This window comes from Paraburkholderia sp. BGA-UO-ETr-F12, from assembly GCF_059567945.1.
This window is the reverse complement of sequence record NZ_JCAQOZ010000024.1, coordinates 112,695-136,376: the sequence shown is the minus strand read 5'-3', so window position 1 is coordinate 136,376 and position 23,682 is coordinate 112,695. Positions and strand designations below refer to the sequence as shown.

General features: G+C 60.8%; 21 protein-coding genes and 1 pseudogene. 12 read left to right on the top strand and 10 right to left on the bottom strand.

From position 1 onward, the window contains the following. Window positions 1–253 precede the first annotated feature (253 nt). The 5 genes from AC57B6_RS09720 to AC57B6_RS09700 form a co-directional block, all read right to left on the bottom strand. The gene (locus tag AC57B6_RS09720; protein ID WP_496421124.1) at window positions 254–820 is read right to left on the bottom strand and encodes a phasin family protein; all 567 of its coding nucleotides are present in this window, start codon (window positions 818–820) and stop codon (window positions 254–256) included. Window positions 821–1,181: 361 nt separating this feature from the next. Further along, the gene (locus tag AC57B6_RS09715; RefSeq protein ID WP_496421123.1) at window positions 1,182–1,988 is read right to left on the bottom strand and encodes an HvfC/BufC N-terminal domain-containing protein; all 807 of its coding nucleotides are present in this window, start codon (window positions 1,986–1,988) and stop codon (window positions 1,182–1,184) included. Beyond that, window positions 1,972–2,862 (bottom strand): MNIO family bufferin maturase, encoded by an 891-nt coding sequence (gene bufB, locus AC57B6_RS09710; RefSeq protein ID WP_496421122.1) that lies wholly within the window; start codon window positions 2,860–2,862, stop codon window positions 1,972–1,974. The genes AC57B6_RS09715 and bufB (AC57B6_RS09710) overlap by 17 nt, the downstream gene beginning before the upstream one ends. Before the next feature lie 18 nt (window positions 2,863–2,880). Further along, window positions 2,881–3,201: a BufA1 family periplasmic bufferin-type metallophore gene (gene bufA1, locus AC57B6_RS09705; protein WP_496421121.1), complete on the bottom strand. Its 321-nt coding sequence runs from the start codon at window positions 3,199–3,201 to the stop codon at window positions 2,881–2,883. Window positions 3,202–3,853: 652 nt separating this feature from the next. Further along, window positions 3,854–5,140: an IS701 family transposase gene (locus tag AC57B6_RS09700; protein ID WP_496421120.1), complete on the bottom strand. Its 1,287-nt coding sequence runs from the start codon at window positions 5,138–5,140 to the stop codon at window positions 3,854–3,856. Between the two features lie 194 nt (window positions 5,141–5,334). Between AC57B6_RS09700 and AC57B6_RS09695 the strand changes: the two genes are divergently transcribed. After that, on the top strand, window positions 5,335–5,688 hold the full coding sequence (locus tag AC57B6_RS09695) for a DUF4148 domain-containing protein (RefSeq protein ID WP_496421119.1): 354 nt from the start codon (window positions 5,335–5,337) through the stop codon (window positions 5,686–5,688). A 292-nt stretch (window positions 5,689–5,980) separates the two neighbouring features. Here AC57B6_RS09695 and ku read toward each other — a convergent pair whose 3' ends face one another. Both ku and ligD read right to left on the bottom strand, forming a co-directional pair. Continuing rightward, window positions 5,981–6,784: a non-homologous end joining protein Ku gene (ku, locus tag AC57B6_RS09690; protein WP_496421118.1), complete on the bottom strand. Its 804-nt coding sequence runs from the start codon at window positions 6,782–6,784 to the stop codon at window positions 5,981–5,983. Between the two features lie 66 nt (window positions 6,785–6,850). Beyond that, window positions 6,851–9,364 carry a DNA ligase D gene (ligD, locus tag AC57B6_RS09685; protein ID WP_496421117.1) on the bottom strand — a complete coding sequence of 838 codons (2,514 nt, stop codon included), beginning with the start codon at window positions 9,362–9,364 and terminating at the stop codon, window positions 6,851–6,853. 600 nt (window positions 9,365–9,964) lie between these two features. On the opposite strand from ligD, the pseudogene AC57B6_RS09680 reads away from it, so the two are divergent. The 6 genes and pseudogenes from AC57B6_RS09680 to AC57B6_RS09655 form a co-directional block, all read left to right on the top strand. Next, window positions 9,965–10,465: pseudogene (locus AC57B6_RS09680) on the top strand (tyrosine-type recombinase/integrase); the annotation flags it as partial. A 158-nt stretch (window positions 10,466–10,623) separates the two neighbouring features. Then, window positions 10,624–11,868: a tyrosine-type recombinase/integrase gene (locus tag AC57B6_RS09675; protein WP_496421116.1), complete on the top strand. Its 1,245-nt coding sequence runs from the start codon at window positions 10,624–10,626 to the stop codon at window positions 11,866–11,868. Beyond that, a complete protein-coding gene (locus tag AC57B6_RS09670) occupies window positions 11,865–12,800 on the top strand; it encodes a tyrosine-type recombinase/integrase (protein WP_496421115.1) in 936 nt (311 codons plus the stop codon). Before AC57B6_RS09675 ends, AC57B6_RS09670 begins: the two co-directional genes overlap by 4 nt. A gap of 1 nt (window position 12,801) precedes the next feature. Further along, window positions 12,802–13,641: a tyrosine-type recombinase/integrase gene (locus AC57B6_RS09665; RefSeq protein ID WP_496421114.1), complete on the top strand. Its 840-nt coding sequence runs from the start codon at window positions 12,802–12,804 to the stop codon at window positions 13,639–13,641. Between the two features lie 711 nt (window positions 13,642–14,352). After that, window positions 14,353–17,286 (top strand): Tn3 family transposase, encoded by a 2,934-nt coding sequence (locus tag AC57B6_RS09660; RefSeq protein WP_496421113.1) that lies wholly within the window; start codon window positions 14,353–14,355, stop codon window positions 17,284–17,286. A 23-nt stretch (window positions 17,287–17,309) separates the two neighbouring features. Beyond that, window positions 17,310–17,567 (top strand): DUF6429 family protein, encoded by a 258-nt coding sequence (locus AC57B6_RS09655; RefSeq protein WP_496421112.1) that lies wholly within the window; start codon window positions 17,310–17,312, stop codon window positions 17,565–17,567. On the opposite strand, the gene AC57B6_RS09650 is transcribed toward AC57B6_RS09655, so the two are convergent. The 3 genes from AC57B6_RS09650 to AC57B6_RS09640 form a co-directional block, all read right to left on the bottom strand. Continuing rightward, window positions 17,568–18,878 carry a site-specific integrase gene (locus tag AC57B6_RS09650; protein ID WP_496421111.1) on the bottom strand — a complete coding sequence of 437 codons (1,311 nt, stop codon included), beginning with the start codon at window positions 18,876–18,878 and terminating at the stop codon, window positions 17,568–17,570. Between the two features lie 147 nt (window positions 18,879–19,025). Further along, the gene (locus tag AC57B6_RS09645) at window positions 19,026–19,331 is read right to left on the bottom strand and encodes a hypothetical protein (RefSeq protein ID WP_496421110.1); all 306 of its coding nucleotides are present in this window, start codon (window positions 19,329–19,331) and stop codon (window positions 19,026–19,028) included. Window positions 19,332–19,431: 100 nt separating this feature from the next. Next, window positions 19,432–19,758 (bottom strand): DUF4148 domain-containing protein, encoded by a 327-nt coding sequence (locus tag AC57B6_RS09640; RefSeq protein WP_496421109.1) that lies wholly within the window; start codon window positions 19,756–19,758, stop codon window positions 19,432–19,434. A gap of 494 nt (window positions 19,759–20,252) precedes the next feature. Between AC57B6_RS09640 and bufA1 (AC57B6_RS09635) the strand changes: the two genes are divergently transcribed. From bufA1 (AC57B6_RS09635) to AC57B6_RS09615, 5 genes are all read left to right on the top strand, one after another. Then, window positions 20,253–20,570, top strand: a complete 318-nt coding sequence (gene bufA1, locus AC57B6_RS09635) for a BufA1 family periplasmic bufferin-type metallophore (RefSeq protein ID WP_496421108.1) — start codon at window positions 20,253–20,255, stop codon at window positions 20,568–20,570. An 18-nt stretch (window positions 20,571–20,588) separates the two neighbouring features. Continuing rightward, on the top strand, window positions 20,589–21,476 hold the full coding sequence (gene bufB / locus AC57B6_RS09630; protein ID WP_496421107.1) for an MNIO family bufferin maturase: 888 nt from the start codon (window positions 20,589–20,591) through the stop codon (window positions 21,474–21,476). A gap of 52 nt (window positions 21,477–21,528) precedes the next feature. After that, on the top strand, window positions 21,529–22,263 hold the full coding sequence (locus tag AC57B6_RS09625) for an HvfC/BufC family peptide modification chaperone (RefSeq protein ID WP_496421295.1): 735 nt from the start codon (window positions 21,529–21,531) through the stop codon (window positions 22,261–22,263). A gap of 216 nt (window positions 22,264–22,479) precedes the next feature. Next, a complete protein-coding gene (locus tag AC57B6_RS09620) occupies window positions 22,480–23,046 on the top strand; it encodes a phasin family protein (protein WP_496421106.1) in 567 nt (188 codons plus the stop codon). 151 nt (window positions 23,047–23,197) lie between these two features. Then, on the top strand, window positions 23,198–23,488 hold the full coding sequence (locus AC57B6_RS09615) for a hypothetical protein (RefSeq protein WP_496421105.1): 291 nt from the start codon (window positions 23,198–23,200) through the stop codon (window positions 23,486–23,488). Window positions 23,489–23,682 lie beyond the last annotated feature (194 nt).

Sequence of the window (23,682 nt, the reverse complement as noted above, 5' to 3'; positions counted from 1 at the left end):
TACGGGGGTACCGTCAAGATTCGGATGGACGCGTAAGCTAGCGGTCGGCAAAATCTCGCTGCACAAGGGTTTCGCGTTGGCGTAAGCTCGCCGAACTGATGTCAAGGGCCGACGTTGCTAAACTTATTTAATGAGTTGTGCAGTCCAGCTATCATGCGCAAAAAACCGAATACTGAAGCCACCCTCACATTGGCAGACACACAGTCCGATCTTGCATCCCGAATGCGCTTCAGAGGCAGCAAACGATTCGTCGCTACTTCTTCGTGGCGCGCGAGGCTTGTTCTATAGCGCGCTGAGTGGCCTCGGACGCAGCAGTAGCCGCGACATTGAAGTTGCTTTCGCTGACTTCGACCGCGCCCACGGTGGCCTTGCGTATCGTTTCATTCGAGGCATTGGTAGCGCCGAGCGCCGACTTCCACGCAGCGGCCACGGCTTCGGAACCCGTTGGAGCATTCTTTGCAAGGTTATCGACGAGCGTTTGGACCCTGCGACTCTGCGCTTCGTATTGCGCCTCGGTGACCTTCTTGAATTCCGCTTGTGCGGCCGACGCAATGTCAAACAGACGACGGCTGTACGAAAGGAGCTTCTCGGCCGCTGGCTGCATCAGGCTGGCCTGCAGCGCGAGCAGTTCCTGCGGATCCTTGACGGCCAGCACTTTCTGGGTGTTTTGCTGCGTTTCCGCCAGCGCCGATTGGATTACCTGCAGATTCAGTTCGAGCAGTTTCTGGAGGCCGTCGAAGGCCTTATTGGTCAAGCCGAACAGGATCTCGAGGTGAGCGTTCTGGGCGGCGGCGATTTGCTCGAGGGGTAACAGATTCATGATCTACTCCTGAAATTTGACCCACCGCGTACCGGAGGAAAAACCGGATAGCAATGTGCGAGCGACCGGGTCAGTGTTGAGGGGACGTACCGAACCGACCCGTGTCCGTTGCATGGGTCGGCAGACCAGGAACCCGCGACATAGGCACCGCTGGTTCGATCGTTACCGCCGCAGAGTCTGGATCTTCCGGCGGTTGAGCGGGGCGCCGGTAGGCGTCGGCGAACAGGGTAATGCCTAATCGCTGCGTTCGCCCACCCCGACGCCATCGAGAGGAACGCGCGAGGCATGCGACTGAGTCGGCGCAAGAAGTGCACGACCAGGGGGACGAATAGCTTCCGCTCGCCGCAGCCAGCCATTTCACTCATGAAGACCTCAGTGACTGCCGACGCACACCGGTGCGCGAAGCCACACTGAACCCGGTAAAGCACCCTCGTGCCAGGAGACCTGCCAATACAGCCGTGGCGTCGATGCCTGGATGATCGTCAAGAGCAGACCCCAGCGGGCATCGCGAGCAAAGCGCACCGGCAAAGCGCCAGACCGTCTCGTCGACGCGGTCAACCTCAACGCCGCCCGATGCCCCCCTCTGAACCACTAGGCAAGCTGGACCGCTCGACAAGTCCATCGCGGCAAGCGCTGCGTCGTCGTCATTGAGTACCGCGCGCCAGATCGTGTCCGCGGGATACCCGGTTCGAATGACGCTGACGGACGGGTGAGGCACAAAGCAGATCCGTGCGTAGTCCGCGGCGTGGACCGAACCCAGCGATGCAATCGTCAGCGGCGCCGCGTCGGGCGCGTGAATGGCGCGACAAACCAGCCATTCGAGCCGCGCGACGTCTGGCAGATAAGGCACCGATGCGGCCGGCGCAAACCGTTCGACAAAGGCGGCGAAATCGCCACCGAACTCGTCGAGGTAGCTACTGTGAGGCGGGTGCTGCACGACGAACACGCGCGCGGTGGCGTCGAAGAATTCGGCGCCGACCAGGTGGTCGACCGCGGGGTAGGTCAGCCGCAGCGCCTGGATCAGGGTTTGCGCGAAGGTGTTCCGGTAGACCGACAGCCGGTCCTCCGCGGCGATCCCATCGGCGACAATGTGCGCGATGGCACCTTCGTCGTCGCGCTCGACGATGCCGCGCCGCATCGCGGCCTGTAGCTCACGCAAGGACGGCATGGTCGTTCCTGTGCGTCAAGCGTGCGAGGCAGTGCGCGGCGTAAGCAGCCTCCTCGAGCAACACGTCCAGCGAAGGGATGTTGGTGTCCCATTCGATCAGCGTCGGGACAGGGCCGAAGCATGCCAGCGCGTACGCATACAACTCCCAGACGGCGGGATCGACACGTGAACCGTGATCGTCGATCCGCAGCGTCACGCCCGAGTCGAGCGTTGTCTGCGAATGGCCCGCCAGATGGATCTCACCGATCAGCGAGGGTGGAAGGGCATTGAGATAAGTCCGCGCATCCCAGCCGTGATTCTGCGCGCTCACGTAGATGTTATTGACGTCGCACAGGATCCCGCAGCCGGTACGCGCTGCGACGCTCGACAGGAACGCCCATTCTGGAATCGTCGAATGTCCGAATTGCAGGTAGGTCGACGGATTCTCGATGAGGATTTGCCGTTTCAGCCGCGCCTGGGTCTGGTCGACGTGACGGCAGACGATGTCGAGCGCTTCCTCGGTCATCGGCAGCGGCAACAGGTCTGCGAGGTACGTTTGCCCGACGACGCTCCAGGACAGATGCTCCGAAATAAGCTGCGGCTCAAGCCGCTCGACGGCGCGCGCAAGCCGGTCGAGATGGGCGGCATCCAGTCCGTCCGCGCTGCCGAGCGACAGGCCGACGCCGTGCAGCGACACCGGATAGTCGCAGCGCAACGCATCCAGATAGCGCAGCGGTGTGCCGCCGCCCATGTAGTTCTCGGTGTGGACTTCGATCCATCCGACCGGCGGACGCGTGTCAACGAACGCCTGATGGTGCGCAAAGCGCAGCCCGACCCCTGCCGCAGCCGGGATCGAACTGACGGGCACGCAGGAGGGGTTGTGGGCCAGACTCATAGCCGCATCCATCGCCGATCAGGCCGGCTTCAGGGCCCCGCCCGCGATCTTGCTGCACACCCCGGCCGGCACCAGAACGAACGATTTCGGGTCGCGCGCCTGCGTCGCCTGGCCGGAGCAGGAATGAGCACCGCCGCCGCAGTCGTTTTTCGAAACGTCATTGATCCCGTAACATTTCTCGAGATGATTCTTCGCCATTTTCCGCATGGTTTCCTTCATCATCGGTGACGCCTTCGACATGTCTCCCATCCCCTGGGCGCTTGCGGGCACGCCCTGCATAGTGAGTGCCAGTCCCATGGCCGCGGACAGCGCGGTGGTGGCGAAAAGTCGCTTGCTCATAGCAAGATCTCCTGGAGTGGTTATCGGTTTTGAGTGATGCCAGATGGCAGCTGGCCGTATCGGTCGCACAACCATCATCGAGCCGATCGCGACGCGTCGGGCACCGCTCGCCGAGTCAGGGTGGCGGGACGAGGGTCGAACACCCCGGTCGCCCCGCCTTCATTCAAGCGAGCGGAACGGAAAACGCAAAGCAACGATAAGCCCGTAGTCCGGTACGGTATCAAGTATTTTGTCGCGTTCTTTCAACGTGATCGGTGGCGGGCGGTCACTGCACGCGCGACCCGTCGGCAACCGGCAATGGCTTATCTGCGGCGCTCATGCTTTCCGGTGTTGGCCACTCGATTTGAACAATGAATGCGTGGCGGGTCGTTCTCTGCGACTTTCCCTCCCAGGGCAATATCAGCAACATTATTCTCGCGTGAGCAACAATCTATGGCGCAAACAATGCTTTTGCCCGGAATGGGGCGTGACTATATTGAAGACACCCGCTTCAGACTTCACCGTTTGTTGCGAACTAATCCAAACCAATGTAAAGGAGACTCAACTTTAGACACCGGCATCGCTCCCTCACCAGCCCCAACGCGGGCGGCGATCAAGCAATACTGACGACGAAACGGCGATGAAAGTTGAACAGCGGCGGACAGATGCAGGGCTAAAGCCTCAAGCGGGGGTCGTTGCGCTGTTCCGGGAACACGAATTTCTGGGACTTGCGGTCGAAGCCGTCGCGAAAGGCAAGTCCGGTAAATTCCATGCGCAGCCATTGCGCCACCAGACCGGCGGTGAGCGGGTGCTTCATGCGCCAGGGTGCCACCGCCTCCATCGGGAAGGCATCGCGGGCCGCCAGACTCAGCAGTTGGGCCAAGGTCCAGGCTGTCGAGCGAATCTGCATCCACAGCTCCAGCGCGGTGCGCGACTGCTGCCAGAGGTTGCTGATACCCCACCAGCGCTTCAGATTGTGAAACAGCGGCTCGATGCCCCAGCGGCGCGCGTACAGGCGCACGATGGCTTCGGCCGTCAGCTCGGTCTCCGTGGCCAGCAACAGACGGGGTTGGGTCCAGGTCTGCTTCTTGGCATCGAAGAACTGGCACCAGACGGCGCGCACGGGCGTGCCCTTGAGGAAGCGCGCCAACGCTACCACCGAGCGCAGGCGGAGCAACTGGTCCTGACCATAGAGCGACAGGCACAGCTCGGTAACCGGCAAGTGCGCTACCGCCTCGGCGCTCAGCCGCTCGCCATAGATGCGCTTGCGCCCGCGCTTGGGGGTCGTCGGTGTCACCGGTGGCAGAAACAGTGCGGTGTCGATGCGTGCCTGACCGATCACCCGCATCTGTCGGCGCAGCAAAGGCAACACCAGCCGGGCGCGCATAAACCAGGAATCGAACAGCACCCGCACCGGCTTGTCGGCCACCCCCGCCAGTGCGCGCAGCAGCGCCAGCGCAATCACGAGCTTGTTGCGGTTGCCGGTCGTCGGCACCAGGCGGGAGAGAATCGGCAGCACCAGGTTGGCTCCGCCATGGCCGAGCACGCTCACCCCGACGGTAACCCAGCACTGCGCGAGCAGGAACGGTGGCCGGTTGGTCTTGCGACTGTGGTCGTGGCGATACGCGCAACCGGGCGCCGACGCCGAGGAACGCGGCACCAGCGTGTCGTCGAGGACCAGGGTCAGCACGTCGAAGGGCAGCACCGACAGCACCAGGCGAAACAGCGCGCGGGCCAGGCGCACGGTGCGTACACTGCCGCGCTCGATCAGCTTGTAATAAGTGGTCCAGTGTTTGCGGCGCGAGATGGCGACGATGGAGCGCGTGACCCAGCCTTCTGGCGAGACGAGGCAGCCGCAGAGCAGTTCGACGAAGGTCGCGCGCGAGCGGATCGGGACGGCGGCAAGCAGGAAGCTGATCCATTCGGACAGGCACAGACGGACGAGGTTGGACAGGGACATGAGCAATCGCATGGGGATCGAAAACGATCCTCATTGGCCGCCGCGCTGCTTGCGCTAAACCCGCGCAAGCAGCGCGGCGGCCTCTCGATTCACGCCTCATGTCAAGTGCTATTTAGGATTTCATAAGAAATTTTTCCACCCCGTGCGGTCTGGCGAGGGGCGCGAATGTCTAAAGTTGAGTAAAGGAGATAATCATGAAATCGCTCATCTATGGCGCTATTGCAGCTTCCGTATTAGCTGCGCCGATGGTCTCGTTCGCTCAGCAGGCAAATGCGCCGGTGACTCGCGCGCAGGTTCGCGCCGAACTCGAAGAGCTGGTACGCGCCGGATTCAACCCGTCCGACCGCATCCACTATCCAGACAACCTTTGGGCGGCGCAACGACGGGTGCAAGAGCAGCATGCACTGGCGCAAAACGCCCCGACGAGCGCGCCTGTCACCGCCGCACAGAGCGAAAGCGCGTCCTATGGCCCTTCGACAAGCGGTTCGTCGCAGTCGGCGCCCAGCGCCGCACCCGAAGGCCTGCGGTCGATCTATTTTCACCACTAGAAAAATTTGACACGGAAGGGACGAGCCTCGCTAGGCACGCCGTAGCAAACGGCGATGCGGTTCAGCAGGTGGCCATCGGCAGCTTCGGTTCGGGCAGCGCGATGGCATGCACCGGGCGCGATCCGAAAACGGCGAACGATTAGGATTCCTGCCTCGAAGATCGCTCACCGCTGGCATCGCGCTTAAGGATGCCGTGAACAACGCCAAGAAAAAAATTAGCCCGGGCTCGGCGTGGCCGGATCACGCCGAGCGCCGTCCACGGACGCTCGGAATGCCTATCAGAGGTGCCCTTCTATGAGCAGGGAGTTTTTCGTACGACAAGCCGACGCAAAGTCCAATTTGACCACGCGTTGGATGATAGCCGCTCTTGGCGCGGAGACCAGACGAACGTGTCGTAATGCTCTGAACCGCCCGGGAGCTTTTCTGAAAAACTGACATTCACCCGAATGGTCGGTAGCGAAACCAACCTGAACTGCGGTCTCTTCGATTGAAAGTGAAGTGTGTTCGGCAACTCTCGGGCGTGCGAAATGCACTCAGGGTCAGAAATCTCGGCTTGCTCGATGTGCAAGTCCTTCAATGAACGCACCTCATCGGCAAAGAGCAGCTGCTGAAAGACCAGGCCGTCTTCCGTGGGACGAACCTGCACCATATGCGTTTTGCCCCTGGAGGCCCATCTGGCCACCGCGCAGCGACCGCTCTTGAGCATGGCTTCCCTGAGCAGGTTGTACGGCTTTCCGCCTCGCTTGTCCGGAGCCACGAAGTAGGCCTTGTCGTAGTAAAGAGGGTCGACGGTTTTCTCAGGAATGAAGGCCACGATTTCAACCACGTGACTTGCGCCCTCTTCGAGCGCCTTCAGTTCGTCTGACGAAAACACGACAAACCGGTCCTTCTCGAACTCATATCCCTTCTGCAAGTCCGCACGCTCCACGACCTGCCCGGTCTTCTCCGAGATGTACTGCTGTTTTGCGCGGGAGCCGTCCTTGCACATGTAGTTGAACTTGACGGCGGTTTCGCTCTCGGTGGCGCTGTAAAGCTTGACTGGAATGGACACCAGACCGAAGGAAAGCGACAGCGATGCGATAGAACGTCCAGGCATGACATCCTCCACACAACAGGTGGTGGGCGGGGCCGCAACCGGGGCAGGCACTCGTGCTTGTGCGACTCAGCTTAGCCTTTTCATCGCTGGCGTCAACAGCTGCCGGGTCAACCAGTAATCATGCCAGGGGTCTTCGGTCTGGAAGCTGAGGTGCTCGCGCGCTGTGGCCACGGTCCACTGCGATCCACTTTTCAGCGACATAAGTTGCTCCCAGGTCACGGGCATGGACACCCCCATGCCCGGCCGGGCCCGGGCAGAAAATGCGGCCACGGTCGTCTGGCCCATCCCGTTGCGCAGGTAGTCGACAAACACCTTTCCCTGACGATTTGATGAGCCCGACTTTGCAGTGAATCGCTCGGGAATGGTGCGGACCAGGTGCTGTACAAAGGTCTTGGAGAAACCCTTCACGGTCGCATAGTCGAGCCGCGGCGCCAGCGGCACCACAATGTGCAGGCCCTTGCCGCCGCTGGTCTTCAGCCAGGCCTTAAGCCCGAGTTCGGTCAGCAGCGTGTGGACAAGGAGTGCGGCCTCCTGCACCTCGAGCCACTTCAAATCTTCGCCGGGGTCCAGGTCGAAGATGACCCGGTCAGGCTTGTCGAGGCGCTTTACCGTTGAATTCCATACGTGGAATTCAACGACGTTCATCTGGGCGGCCGACACGAGTGCGTCCAGCGTGTCGACGGTCAGCAGCGCACCGTGTCCTGGCCACAGGTCTGGTTCGTGTGCCCTGAGCCCGGGCATCCTGGTCTCCGGATGTTTTTGAAAAAACAGTTCTTCGGTGATGCCGTTGGGCGCACGCACCATCGAGAGTGGGCGGTCCTTCAGATGGGGCAGCATCCAGTCGGCTACGCTTTCGTAGTACCGGACCAAATCGAGTTTGGTGGTGCCGGCCACCGGGTCGACGACTCGCTCCGGGTTCGTTACCTTGACCGAACTTGCCGCTGGCGCCGCGGCTGCCGTCCTGGCGGCCTCCCGGGTGATATCGCCTGCCGGCTTGTCGGTGCGCAAACCCTTGAACGAGGCGTGTCGCACGTGACCGTCAGGCGTCCACTCGGCGAACTCGACCTCTGCCACCAGCAATGGCTGGACCCAATGCGCGTTGCCCGCAGTGCGCGTGGTCCGCCGCCCTGGTTTGACCGCCTTGGCGTCGAATGGCGCGGACGCCACTTCAAGTGCGGTCAGGCGGGTCCACAGGTCCCGGGCAGTCCTGGCATCCCAGCCAGTGCCGACGCTTCCAGCGTAGCGGAGCCTGCCATCCACGTGGTATCCCAGCAGCAGGCTTCCGACCTCCTGTGATGCCGCACTTCGACTGGTGAAGCCACAGATGACGAACTCCTGGCGGAGCCTGCATTTTGCCTTTAGCCAGGTCTGAGTCCGCGTCGAAACGTAAGGCGCGTCGCGCCGCTTGAACATCAGGCCCTCCAGGCCCAGGTCACACGCGGCCTGAAACACCTGCGTCGGCGGTGCGTCGAAATGCTGGCTGATTCGAATCCGCTCGGTGGGCTCGCCGATGAGCTGCTCGAGGAGTGCTTGCCGGGAGGTCAGGGGCACCTTCCGAAGGTCCTGGCCGTCCCAGTAAGGGACGTCGAAAAGAAAGTACACGATGTTTTCATTCCCGGGCCCGGTGATGGCATTCTGGAGCGCATTGAAGTCAGGGAGTCCGTCCTTGAGTACCACCAGCTCCCCATCAAGCCAGGCCTCCGTGATTCCCAGCGTTTCGACTTCCGAGGCAAGACTCTTCAGCTTATTCGTCCAGTCGTGGCCGCCTCTCGTGAACAGGCGGGCGCGTCCCCTGTCGATGCGCGCCATCATGCGATAGCCGTCGAACTTCGTCTCCACTACCCAGCCGTCATCTTTCGGTAGGGATGTCGCCAGGGTGGCAAGCTGGGGCTCCAGCTTCGCGGGCAGGTCGGCGTTGACAGCAAGTGACAGGTCGATCTCTGGTTCCGTCACGGGTGACATCCCGGCAGTCGCTCGAGGCGCGCGCTCCTCGACGAGGCCAAGCGGCTTGCCGACGACGCTGTCGGGCAGCGCTTTGATGACATCGTATTGCGCGAGCGGTTGGGCCCATTCGTCACGCTTCTTGAAGAGCATCCATTGGTCCTGCCTGTCTTCAGGCTTGGAGATGCGCACCAGCTCCCACAGCCCCGCGAGCTTTTGCCCGTGGAGCCTGAAAATGAGCTTTCCGGCCGTCATCGCTTCATGCGGGTCTTCGACCGGCTCCCAGGTGCCGCGGTCCCAGACAATGACGGTGCCAGCGCCGTATTGCTTCGGCGGGATGGTGCCTTCAAAGTCTGCGTAACTGACGGGGTGGTCCTCCACGTGAATCGCCATCCGCTTTTCCTTGGGGTCGTAGCTCGGCCCCTTGGGGACAGCCCAGCTGAGCAGGACACCGTCGAGTTCGAGACGAAAGTCGTAGTGAAGCCGGCGTGCCCAGTGCTTCTGGATAACGAAGGAGAGACCTTTGACGGGCGTTGAGGGGCTGGGAACCTGAGGAGCAGGCTCGGGCGTGACCTTGAAGTCACGTTTCCGTTGGTAGCGGGCGAGCGGAGGGCGGGTCCTGTCGGAGCGGGCAGCCATGGCCTAGTCTACGGCGGGTCCAGCCGATCCGCCAACGACTCAAGGGTGTGGGATGCACGCGATACCTCCCACCCTGAGACGGGAAGAATATTTTTGCAGTGTGCCGCAATCATATTTTTGCACCCGTCAGGTGGCGCGATAAGGGCGCGCCTCAAAAGCGAAAGCTTGTTTGCAGGCATATGGTGGCCCCGGAGGGCCTTGTTACGCTGGCCCCGGAGGCGGCAATACTGACAAATGGAACCGCCCAACCGCCTACTGCAAGTGAAAAAGAACAAATACGGAATGTCTCTACTCGATGAGTAGAGTGAAGTTCAAGATTTCTGGTCCGTCGTTGCCGCCCCTCGATATTCCAAGGACAATTTCCAACTAACGGAAGCTGCTGGTTGGGCGAGGGGCGTCGTCGTTGAGCGGACTACAAAGTCCCTTTGACGAGAGTCCGTACAGACGCGCTATGGTGATCGGCTGGAACCGGCCAAGGGACTAAACCGCTCGCGCGGTATGCGCTCCGTTTGAAGGTGGTGGTTTTTCGTAGGAAACCAGCTCTGTTTCCTATGTTGATTGATGAGGCAATCCGCCTCATTACTCGACAGGAGCCGAGCCATGACCACCCTCAGCCAAGACATCAGTCCGCTACGCCAGCGCATGATGGACGACATGCGCATGCGCCGCCTCGCGCCCACAACGCAAGCCAACTATCTTCGTGTGGTTCGAGAGTTCTCTCTCTTTCTCGGGCGCTCTCCCGACACCGCCACAGTCGAGGACTTGCGACGCTACCAGTTGTATCTGGTTGACCGCGGAGTGTCGCCAGTTTCCCTGAACGCCGCGATCACCGGGCTGAAGTTCTTTTTCGGCACGACGCTCGGTCAAGAGGAGTTGATGGCCAAGATGCGTCCGATTTATCTTCCGCGCACTTTGCCCGTCATACTCAGCCGCGACGAAGTGGGCCGACTGATCGCGGCAGCCACTAATCTCAAGCATCAGACGGCACTCGCAGTTGCCTATGGCACAGGATTGCGCGCCAGCGAAGTGGCGGCTTTGAAGGTCGGTGACATCGACAGCCAGCGCATGACGCTGCGCGTTGAACAGGGTAAAGGCCGTAAATGTTCTCGATGACATTTACGGCCAAATGTGTTGCCGAAACTTATGTTGTGAAGCCGCCAACGTGTGCCGTGAGCGCTCCTTTTTCCCTCGCATTGACAACACATAACTTTTGGTCGTTGACTGGAGGAGTCATCTCATGTTCTGACGGAGGGTCGGCCATGTTTGATCAACTTTTCAAGCGTGCTTCAGCGGTGGCCCGTCACTCGGCGGCGCCTTTTGCTGAAGAGCGGATTCGCTATCTGGATTACTGCGTGCATCGGGGCGACTCCTACTGGTCGATACGACGCAAAGCCCATGACCTGCTATGGATCTCACAAAGGCTCCGGCGTCGAAGCAAACTTTGTGTGACGGTCGATCAGGTACGATCACTCGTTGTCGGTCGCGTCGATCGCGAGGTTACCAGTGGACCTCATCTCGACTTTCCCTCAACGCGGAGGAGACTGATCGCCAACGCTTGCACATGGCTCCGATTCCTCGGCAGCCTGCGTGAACCTGTCGAACACATACCGTTCGGCTCGCGGCTGGATGAATATGCCGAGTGGGCAAAGCAGGAGCGCGGACTCAGCAACGCCACGATTGACAGATTCGGCCGAAATGTCAGGCAGTTCTTGAAGTGGTACGGTCCCCTCGGTCGACCACTATCGCGCGTTCAGGCCACGGATATCGATGGCTATCTTGCTTTCGGGAGGAGCCGCGGGTGGTCCCGCGTTACTGTGAGCAATACAGTGGACGCCCTGCGGGCGTTCTTTCGCTTCGGTGGCCAGCAAGGGTGGTGCAAGGCGCATCTGGCAGATTCCATCCCGAGGCCCCGAATTTACGCATTGGAGGGATTGCCAACGGGACCCTCGTGGCCAGACGTACAACGGCTTCTCGCCGCTTTGAATACACTTCGCCCCGCCGACGTACGTGACAGGGCGATCCTGATGCTGTTTGCGATTTACGCTCTGCGCGAAAGCGAAGTGGCGAATCTTCGCCTCGATGATATCGATTGGCAGCATGATCAACTGCATATCCATCGCGCCAAAAGGGGTAAGGCGCAGGTCTACCCGCTTTTGCCTTCAGTCGGCAACGCTCTTGTACGTTATCTGCAGTCAGTACGCCGGAATAACAAACATCGAGAGGTATTTCTGACTCTCGTGTCACCGTTTCGCCCGCTTTCGCTGAGCGGCCTCTACGACATAGTCTCCTACAGACTGAAGTCGTTGAATATCGAGTCCCCCCATTACGGCCCACACTGTCTGAGACATGCCTGCGGAACCAGATTGGTTACAGAAGGGTTGACCCTCAAGGAGATTGGCGATCATCTTGGACATCGCCGCACCTCGTCGACCCGTACTTATGCAAAGGTTAATCTGCCCGGTTTGCGTGAAGTGGCGGCCTTCGATTTGGGAGAACTAGCATGAAACTTCAAGAACTCGTCGAGACCTACATCGCGTTCAAGGGTTCATTGGGTATGCGCTATCGGTCACAATCCGCCGTGCTCCGGGCCTATTGCCGAGCCATGGGTGATATAGACATCGAGGAGGTCAGGCCGGGCGCAGTCCTGGCGTTTACCACCGGCACTGGGCCGGTAACCAATCGCTGGCTGGAATGCTACAGGGTCCTGGATGGCTTCTACCGTTATGCAATTGGACGCGGCTTTACGAAGAGGTCTCCGCTCCCTACGGATACTCCGAGGCATCCACCGCCGTTTGTCCCATACGTATATACAGTTGATGAGCTGAAGCGGTTAGTCGCGGCAACTGACATACTTCAAACACCGTTGTCTCCAATGTTGGCTCAAACCATGCGCAGCTTGCTTCTGCTGCTTTATGGCACAGGAATGCGCATTGGCGAGGCACTATCGATCACACTGCGGGATGTCGACTTGAAGGACAGGATGATAACAGTTCGTGATGCTAAGTTCTTTAAGACCCGTGTGATTCCTATCGGCCCGCGGCTGGCAATCGTTTTGAGCGACTATCTATCATGTCGTTGTCATCTCCCCATGCCAGATGGTGACAACTCAGCGTTTCTTGCTACGCGCACCGGCCTTCACCTGGATTACAAGCGTGTGAATAAGCTGTTTTGTCGGCTTCGCCGGGCTGCACAGATTCAGCGCGAGTCTACGGCGCGTTACCAGCCTCGTATTCACGACATTCGACACGCGAGCGCCGTTCATCGGGTCATCGCGTGGTATCGCGTCGGCGCCGAAGTACAACGCCTGTTGCCGCAATTGGCGACTTACCTGGGGCACGTTGACTTGAGGTCCACCCAGCAGTACCTCAGCATGACCCCAGAGCTGCTGCGGGAAGCCAGTATGCGCTTTGACCGCTACGCGCAATCGGAGGTGTGAGATGCGTGACAATAATTCGATCGGACCATGGATACGCAGGTTCCTGCTGGAACATGTTGCCACAGACCGCAATCTCGCTCGCAATACCCAACTCAGTTACCGCGACACGCTGGTCCTCCTGCTTCCGTTTCTGAGCAAGGCACTAGACAAGCCGGTTGATCGCCTTTCGATCGATGATCTCTCGCCAGCCAGTGTGCGTTCGTTTTTGCGGTATCTGGAAAAGGAACGCGGCTGCAGCGGACCTACTCGCAATCTGCGTCTGGCGACGATCCATTCGCTTGCGAAGTTCATCGGCATGCATAGCCCCGAGCATGTGGCATGGTGTGCAGCAATACGGGGCGTTCCTTTCAAAAAGACGGCATCATCAACTCTGACGTACTTGGACAAGCCGGAAATGGAGGCGTTACTGCATACGCCTGACCTGCATACGGATCTGGGAATGCGGGACCACGCCTTGTTGCTGTTTATCTATAACACCGGTGCGCGAGCTGACGAGGCTGCACACCTGTCAGTGGGCGATATCACCTGGGGCGCCTCTCCTGCAGTACGCCTGTTCGGCAAGGGTAACAAGATGCGCTGGTGCCCCATCTGGCCGCGGACCGCAGGCGTCTTAAAGCCGCTTGTTGCCGGACGTGCGTGCGAAGAATTCGTGTTTCTTAACCGGCTCAATGAACCGCTGACACGGTTCGGTATCTATGCTGTCGTCCGTCGAACGGTTGCCCAAGCGAGTCAGACTTTGCCGTCGCTCGTGGCAAAGACCATTAGCCCCCATTGCCTGAGGCATTATCTAACCTTCCTGATTATGTCTTGTAACCGCGCGAGAGCCTGCTTTTTTGGGTAAATGCGTGACGCCGGGTAGAGATAATCTTGATTCCTTCAGCCAGCCGTCGGAGTCGGTGAAAGAGTCCATCATTACGTACGGCATCCTATCTATGCCACTCTCTCACGACCGACTGAAAGTCCTCTCGCGCCCTTGAATAGACACTTGCGATGAAGGTGCAGGCCCTTGCGAAGGAATCCCCCCACTCTGCAAACCAGGATGCTATCAACCGGCAAACCAGCTCTTGGGCTTTGTCGAACAGAGAAAATTATGTCGGGCTCCTGTCGAGTAACGAGGCGGATCGCCTCATCAATCAACATAGGAAACCGAGCGGGTTTCCTATGAAGAACCACCATGTTCAAACGGAGTGCATACCGCGCGAGCGGTTTAGTCCTTCGACCCGAAGCAGCCGGTGGCAGCGCCAAGTTGATTGTCCGCTAAGGATACCGAACCAGACGAACTGATGCCGACCGGGCGATTCTTGAAACGTCGATGCACCCAGTAGTACTGGTCGGGTATCGCTGTTTCTTTCCTTGGCCGCACGCTATTTCGCCCGCCGCTCGGCTTAGGGGTAATCGTCCTTTTCGTGCAAAATCTGGCGGTTTCTCCTAAGCGCCTTTATTTATAAGGCTCTCCGGGCAATTCGGACTATCGTCAGCAGACTTTGGCAAAGTCCGCGGTAAGATATTTGCCCGCGATTTCGGATCGCGCCACCTTGACGGGAGGCAGGAGATGCCGGGCCTGGAGTTTCGCTATGTGGGACAGGGCCGCCTGCCCACCCGGTTGTCGGAATTTGATGTGGAGCGCTACTTCGCGCTGACCGACAACGATATCGCCGCGATCAACGAATGCTTCCGGCGCGATCGCCGGGCTGGCGCCGCCATCCAACTGGTCTTTCTGCGTGCCTGCGGTCACACGCTTGACCATGTCGGCACCTTGCCGCGCCAGCTGCTGCGGTACGTCGGCGAACGGCTCGGTCTGTCCACACCAACGATCGCCTCGCTGCGTACGCTCTACCAGCGCTATAAGACGCAGTACGAACATCAGGTCTGGGCTTGCGAATACCTCGGCCTGACGTCGGTCAGCCCCGACCAGCGGGCCGGACTGGAAGCCTGGATGCGGCAGGATGCCGCCGAATCGCTCACGCTCGACGAACTGATCCAGCACGCGCACTACTGGCTGTACGAGCGCCGACTCCTGATACCCGCCGAGCGGACGCTGAGGGATATCGGCCGGGCGATCTGGTCGGACATTGAGCGGGGCCTACTCGCGATGATCGAGACAGCCGTTCCGCAAACACAGCTGGTGCACGCCGACGCCGTCCTGTCCACCCAGCACGGCACGTCAGGCATGACCGTTCTCGAATGGCTCAAAACACCGCCGGCACGGCACAGCCCGACGACCATCACCGAAACCCTTGCGAAAATCCGTTTCCTCAAGGAACTCGGGGCACATACGTGGGCACTGGATGCTGTAACGATCGAGAAGCAGCGTGCCTATGCGCAACGCATTCAGGCCCGGCGGCCTGCAAAGATCCGTGAACTCAAGACGTTCACGCGCACGATGGAGCTGATCTTTTTCCTGCGCGTCACCTTGCTGGAGCTGACGGACGCGCTGCTCTATCAAACGGGGCGCCGCGTTTCGGATCTCGTTCGGCAGGCCTATGATCGAACCACAGTCAGGCAGGCCCGCTCGGCAGTCGAGTACCGGCAGCAACTGATCGCGATCAAGGCACTCGTCAACGATACCGGGCGCTCCGCGGAAGAACGTCTTGCCGACATCGGCAAGCTGCTTGTGGATCTGCCGGACAAGCCATCGGCCAGTCATGCAGCCAGCGTACGCGAAACGCTGACGGACGATCATCACCGCATCCGCAATCTGCTGGTGCCGTTGCGCGAGCTGGAATTCGCAGGCCGGGACGCAGAGCCGAGCCTGAAGCAGCTCGAACTCATTGGCGCGCTGCATGACAGCGGCGCAACCGAATTGCCGGCTGACTGCGATGTGCCGGTGAGTGCCAGCTGGCGCGACATGGTCAACGGTGAAGACCGCGCGCGGGCGCTGCGTGCGCTGGAAGCGTCTGCGGTTACGGGGTTGCGCAAGGGGCTGCGCCGCGGTTCCGTCTGGATCAGCCACAGCCTGTCATTTCGCGAGCGCGACCAGTTGCTGATTCCGCCTGCACAATGGGAAAGCGAACGCGACAGGTACCTGTCCTCACTCGGTTTGCCGCGTACGGCCGAGCCGTTCCTCGAGAAGCTGACCGGTCACCTGAAGGCGGGCCTTGCCGCACTGGATGAAGCCCGTGAGTCCGGGCGCGTGACGATTGGCACTGATGGCGCGCTGCACCTGTCCGCGATTGAGGCCCTGCCGACGGACGGAGTACCGAAACGCACACGGGATCTGATGTTCAGGGAGATAGGCACCACGCAGTTTGCCGACATGATCATGGAGATGGATGCCCGCACGGGCTTCAGCGAAGTGCTGCTGTCGCGCAAGGCGCGTGACGCAAACGAACTTGTTTCGCTGTACGCCGCACTGATTGCACACGGCACCGAACTTGATGCCAAGAACGTCGCCACGATGATTCCGCAACTGGACCCGGCGCACATCTCAACGGCGATGCGCTCGCTCGAAATGCCCGGGAGGTTGCCTCGTGCGAATGAGCGTGTGGTGGAGTTCCAGCGTACGCACCAGATCACAGAACTCTGGGGAACCGGGCAGCAGGCGTCCAGTGATTCGATGAGTCTGGATACCTCGCCGCACCTCTTTTACGCGCGGGTCGATCCGCGACGTCGTACCCACGCGGTGGGCATGTACACGCACGTACTGGACCAGCACGGCATCGTCTACAACCTGCCGATCGTATTGAACGAACGGCAGGCGGGCGTGGCGATCGAAGGCGTGATCCGTCATAACGCGAATCGCGACGACGGCGGGCTGCTGCGGCTTTCCGTGGATACCCACGGGTACACGAGCGTAGGCATGGCGGTGTCGAAATTACTTGGCTTCGACCTTTGCCCGCGCCTGCGCAACCTGTCCGAGCGAAAACTGTATCTGCCGAGAGGCCTGGCTGCGCCCGAGGGCCTTGCGTCGGTCATCGCCTATGACATATCGCTTAAGGCGATGCGCGACGGCTGGGATGAATTGCTGCGCCTCGTCGCCTCGATCCATTCGGGGCGGGTCAGCGCGATCGTCGCACTGCAGCGGTTCGGCAGCGCCGCACAGGGTGACCCGGTGCATCGGGCGGCCGATCATCTCGGCAAGCTGCTGCGTACGCTTTTCCTGTGCGATTATTTCAGCAACGCGGAGTTTCGTCGCGAAATGCACACGCTGCTCAATCGTGGCGAATCAGTTCACCAGCTCCAGCGTGCAATCTACACCGGCAAGGTTGCACCGGAGCGCGGACGGCGCCGTGACGAAATGATCGCGATTTCCGGCTCGTTGACGCTGCTGACCAATCTGGTGATTGCATGGAACACGCAGCGTATGCAGGCGACCGTCGACACGTGGCGCAGCAAGGGACAACAGATCGACGACGACTGGCTGCGTCGCATGGGACCCGCGCATTTCGCGCACGTGAACTTCCGGGGGACGCTGAGCTTTCCCATCGACGTGTACCGCGAAATGCTGCTGGATGCAGCACGGTGGCAGCGCGGAACGGGATCGTGAAGCGCGCCGGAAAAGGAGAGGTGATGGATATCGACACAGAGGCTATTGACGAGGTGGTGCTCGCACTATTTCACCTGAATCTGTGCGACCGTGATTGTGCCTGGAAAAGCTTCGACTGGGCCACGATGAACCGGCTGCACGAAAAGGGATTCATCCGCGATCCGGTCAATCAGGCGAAGTCTGTGGGCTTGACCGAAGAAGGTCTGCGCGAGGCCGAGCGGTTGTTCACGAAGTACTTTGTGCGCCGAGGCGGCCTGCAGCCAAAGGGCAGACTGGAGTAGTCAACGCCAGTACGTGTTGGTGAGCGGGTCGTGTAGCACCGCTTCGGCCATACAGTCGCATAGCTCCGCCGTCGAGTGAATTTCACCAAGCAGTTCTTCGATTGCGTCTTCCAGTTCCGGGCCGTGCGCGAAGGGCATGGCGATTTCGTAGCGTGTGCGCTGCCTGTTGATGCTGCGCATCGGGTAGTGGGACATGCAGAAGTCTTCGATCCAGCGCCGGGCCTTCGACATGCCGCGCACGAATTTACTGTTGCGCTCGATGACCAGATGGAGGTTCAGGCGCGTTTGCGGCGTCGGGGGTAACGAAATCGCCTCGTCGGGTGGCGGCGTTCGCGCAGGCACGGCGATCGCCGGCGGCGTTTCGGGTGTTGGCGCCGCCGCGAGCGCTGATTCGATCCGGTGCTGCGCGAACGGGTCGGCCGCGTCGATGTAGCGCATTGCCGAGCGCACGTCCTTCCAGCCGACGTACTCCATCAGCATCTTGAGATCCCATTGGTTCGAATTGGCCCAGGTCGCAAAGCCACGCCGCAGCGAGTGACTGCTGTAACTGTCGGGCGCCGCCACCCCGGCCGCACGGAGCAGTGCGCGCAGCAGCGGCACGAAGCTGCCGGCGTGCAGGCCTTCGTCGCTGACGTGCCCCCAGCGATCGATGCTTCGAAACACCGGTCCTGCAGTGAGGCCGGACGCCGCGACCCACGCCTCGTAGGCGGCTACCGGGCACAGGCGTGAGAGCGCCGGCGCCCTGAAGGTCGTGCCCAACTGCGCGCGATCACCCTTGGTGCGCGGCAGGAACATCGTCATGCCGCGCCCGGGCTCAACCACGACGTGCCCGATGCTCAGGCGGCTCAGCTCGTCGGAGCGGAAGCCCCGCCAGAAGCCAAGCAGCACGAGCGCCTTGTTGCGGATATGCGTGGTGCCGGTTCGCGTATCGCCCACCCTGGATGCCTGCGCGATCTGCGCGTCGAGCCACGCGACCAGCCTCTCGAGCTGGGCGAGTTGCAGCGGCTTCGCCCGTTTCTCTGTTACGGGGTGCAGCGCCGCGATGCCCTTGAGCACCTTGCGCACATGCGGCGTCTTCGTTGGATCCGGAAAGCCCTGCGTCTGATGCCACTGCGCAAGCGCCGCAAGCCGCGCACGCAAAGTATTGACCGACAGGGACTGCGCATGGTCGGCGAGATACCGCGCGACGGCATCGGTGCTCGCCGGCAGAAAGCCGCCCCATTCGACCTCGAAATGGCGAATCGCGGACTGATAGCTGCGCCGTGTATTTTCGCGTGTGGCGGCTTCGATGTAACGGTCGATGTCAGACATGGGTACCAAAGCGGGGCATCGAATGCAGAAGCATTCAGTTATCCAGCGCACTGCCAATCAGCAAGACAGCAAATGTTACAGTCATTGACAAGAATTTCATTTTCGTTTTCCTGACAACGCATATTCGCCGTTCACGCCTCGCAGGCACTAACCACCTTCGGATGATCCGCACGCGACGGACGGCGCGGTATAAGGCGTTGGATACTCCGAGTTTGGCCCGCTAAGCAAACGCAGGGGCTGTGTCGCCAGCACGTCCGCTTGGGTCCGCTCGCGCACGGTCAGAGGCGACACGGATATCCCGGCGACGTGCGGGTCTTCGTTGACCGCGCACCGCAACGTGATGCCGTCCGACAAGCGCACGTCCGTCACATACGCGTAGGGTGGCTGGCCCGAGGCGTAAGCCACATTGGCTACCGCAGCCGCGGTCAGCATGACCACCTTCAGATGGTTCATTTCCGGCTCCTTCGAGCGCCGATGAGCGGCGCTCGGCGTGACCCAGTCAGGCTCGGGTGCGGGTTTTTCCCAGCCCGCTCACATCACAGCACCGAAACTTCTAGTGCCCAAAATAGATTGACATCGGGCTCTCGGGCGCGGCGCCGCCTGACTGTGATGAGCCACGGACCTCCGGACCATAGCCGCTGGTTGGGGCTTGCGCTTGCGCCATCCCGTTTCGGGCGGCCACGCGTGCCTCCGCGGCCTGGATATCGGCCGGGTAATGCGGATCATTGGCGCGGCCCGGGTAATAGCCAGCCTGTTCGATCTGGATGAGTTCGGCGCGGACCTGGGCGCGCGTCACCGGCGCATTGACCTGCTGAGCGAACGAGACCACTGGTGCAGCTAACACCGAGATGGCCAGAACGCCATAAATGAGCGATTTCATGATTACCTCCTTCACATTGTTGTCCATTGGTCAGTCTGCGACCAACGCCATAAGCCGGTGATTCCAATATAGTCACACCGGACTTTCGGGAAAACCGTTGTTTGAACTATAGATTCTTGCGCAAATGCAAATAATCTGGGGGGATCGCAGTCCCGGAGACACGTGCAGAAAAGAAATCAGGAGACCTTGATTGAATCGAGCACAGAACCGCGGAAACCATGCTTGGCACCCGAGGCGGGTCGTCGCTCACGGTCAGGTTGGGTCGCAATAGAAATGCTTGATACCGTACCGGGCTACGGACTTATTGTTGCTATGCATTTGTGGTTTGTTTGAACGAGGGCGAGACACGGGGCGTTGAACCGACACCCTGCGCACTTGCTCGCGGCTGTCGCTATCGTGCCTGATCAGATCGCCATCGATCGCAGGACCGGCGCAGTCGGTCGCCATTCCTAATCATTTGCAGTCCGCCAATAACCACTTCAGGAGATTTTGCCATGAGCAACCGACTCTTCGCCGCCACCGCCCTGTCCGCCGCCATGGGACTGGCGCTCGCCATGCAGGGCACACCGGCAAGTGCCCAGGGAATGGACATATCAAAGGCGTCGCCGATGATGAAAGAAACCATGCAGAAGATGAAGAAGAACCATCTCGAACAATGCTATGGGATCAATGAGATTGCGAAAAACGACTGCGGCGGAGGTGCCCATTCGTGCGCCGGACAGGCGACCCAGGCACGCGACCCGAAGTCATTCGTTCTGGTGCCAGCCGGCGTGTGCAGCAAGATCGCTGGCGGAAGCGTGAAGCCGGTCTGATCGACGATGGATGCGGATATGAGCTTGCCACGCAGCCGCCGCGTGCCGGCCGGCTCGATCCCGGCTGCGGCAGGGGTTGGGCTGCGCTTTGCGCACCATCAGGCGTTCGTCGACACGCGTCCTTCGGTTGGATGGCTGGAGGTCCACACCGAGAACTACATGGGCGGCGGCACGCCCCTGCGTTATCTGGACGCGTTGCGCGGCGACTACCCGGTGTCGCTGCATGGGGTCGGTCTGTCGCTCGGCAGTGCGGACGGACTGGACGCCGCGCATCTCGACCGGCTTCTACGCGCAGTCGAACGGATCGAGCCGCACCTGATTTCCGAGCATCTGTCGTGGAGCGTTGTCGGGCAAACGTATCTCGCCGACCTGTTGCCGCTCCCAATGACCGAGGAAGCACTCGATATCGTCTGCCGTCACGTCGACCAGGCGCAGGCGCGGCTGGGTCGGCAGATACTCATCGAGAATCCGTCGACTTACCTGCAGTTCAGCCATTCGACGATTCCCGAATGGGAGTTTCTATCCAGCGTCGCCACGCGCACCGGATGCGGGATTCTGTGTGACGTCAATAACATCTATGTGAGCGCCCAGAATCACGGCTGGGATGCGCTGACCTATCTCCAGGCGCTTCCCCCAGCCGCGATCGGCGAGATCCATCTTGCGGGTCATTCCGTGACGACGCTCGATTCGGGCGCCACCCTGCGGATTGACGACCACGGCTCGCGTGTCGCCCCAGCGGTCTGGACGCTCTATGAAGCAGCGCTGGCCCGCTTCGGCGCGGTCCCGACGCTGATCGAGTGGGACACCAACATCCCGTCACTGGACGTGTTGCTCGACGAGGCTGCACACGCCGGACGCTACCTCGCACGCTTGACGCAAGGGAGCGATCATGCCGTCCCTGCGTGAGCTACAGGACGCCATGCGGCGCGGTATCGTCGACCACGTCTAAGCCGGCGCCATCGCACATATCGTTGCCGGTGGGGTCGCCCCGCAGGACCGCCTGGCGGTCTACCGGAACACCTTCGCGCAAACCCTGATCCGGGCGCTGCGTCTATCCTACCCTGCGGTCGACCGTCTGGTCGGCGCCGAATTCTTCGACGCCACAGCCCATGAGTTTATCGTGCGGCACCCGTCCCGCAGTAGCTACCTTGATGAGTTCGGTGGCGATTTTGCCACCTTCCTCGACCAGTTCGCGCCAGCCGCGTCGGTGCCTTATCTGCCCGACGTAGCGCGGCTCGAATGGGCCGTTAGCGGCACCATTCACGCCCCCGATGCGCCGGCGCTGACGATCGCGTCCCTGACGGCGGTTGACGCCGACGATTACGCGCGGATCTGTTTCGAGCCACACCCGTCCGTCAGCCTGGTTCGAACCGGATATCCTGCCGACACGATCTGGCACGCCGTACTGAATGACGATGACGCAGCGCTCGCCGCGATCGACTTGTCGAGCGGTCCGGTTTGCCTGGTGGTTCAGAGGAGGACATCGGGTGTCGCGGTCGACCGCGCCGACGAGACGGTTTGGCGCTTTGCCTGCGCGCTGTGCTCGCGATGCCCGCTGGGGTCTGCGCTCGACGATCATCCAGGCATCGACGCCACCGCTGTATTGGCCGATCTCTTGGCACACGGGTACTTTGCCGGGTTCAGTGTGGCTTCATCAACCGATCCGCATCGGCAGTCACTGAGGTTTTCATGAATCGAATGCCTATTTGCAGCGAGCGGAAGCTGTTCGGCCCCTTGGTTGTGCGCATTTGCACCGACGCAATCGCGTCCCTCACGCATTCCTCGCGACTGCGTTTGGAAGGGCGATCGCAGCGGTCATCCATCACCGTGTTCGCCGACGGAAACCGGCGCTCGGTATAACCGCCGGAAGCGCTCCGGCATGCGGTGAGTCAACTTTCAGGAGCCGATCATGAATCAGTTTTCCGCCGAACACGTCACTACCGTCCAAAACGCTCAGCTCGAGGTCCTCTTCGGCCTGACGAACAGCGCCTTCGACGGCGTCCAGAAACTGTTCGTCCTGAATCTGCAGGTGTTCCAGTCGGTGCTGGCGGAAACGCACCAAAACGCCCAGAAAGCCCTGATCGCTAAAGACGCGCACGAACTGCTCGCGCTTCAGGCCGGCCTGATGCAGCCAGCCGCCGAGCAGGTCCTGTCGTACAGCCGCCGTGTGCTGGAGATCGCCTCGGCCACTCAAGCCGAATTCACCAAGGTCGCGGGGGTGCAATGCGACGCGCAGAATCGCAGGGTCCAGGCGTTCGTCGATAAGTTGGCAGGGAACGCGCCAACGGGTTCCGACGCTGCAGTCGCCGCGTGGAAGTCGGCGCTCGCCACCACCCATGACTTGAATGAGACCGTACGCAAGGCCACCGAGCACGCGGTTCAGGTCGCCGGGAGCAACTTCAATGTTGCGGCTGCGGCTGCGTCCGAGGCCACTCAACGCGTTATCGAACACGCCTTGCGCGGCACGAAAAAGTAGCGACGTGACATCTGCTGCCTCCGACGCTGCAGATACATTGTCAGGATAGCGTAATTTTTGGAGGAGCACGAGGCCCGTGGCAGACGACAGGACTTGTTCTCCGCTTTTGGGTTGCCCCGGTGTCGTATCGACCTTCGACTCAGGGGAACCGATGTTCTACTTTTGCGCGATGGGGCCGTCCGGTGCGGCTGGATTCAATGGTTATCCATGTCGGCCCTATGTGGAGATCGGCGTGCGCACCCACATCAATGGTGCCCCGGTAGCGATTAGCGCGGCGTTATCGGCCGATGCCGAGATCGACGCGGCGATCGATCGTTTGAAAGACGAGCTTGAAACGGTCCGGCGAGACGCCAAGGCAATGCTTTGTCCGCAGCGCGAACGTCACGCCATCGGAATTGCCGTGCCTCGACTCATCGGGGGAACGCGAAGCAATTCCGACTGAGTCAGCTCGATCGAAACGTCGTGCCTGGCATCATTGTACGGTCCGGCTGGCTTCATGCGGCGGCAGCGCTGTTCGCGTGTCCGGCGCATGGCACCATCTGGTGCACACAATTGACGCAAATCATGCTTCCGGTGACACGCGAGCCAGCCGGGTCGACGCCTGCTGCGCACTACCGGAACTCGAGCGCCTGACCA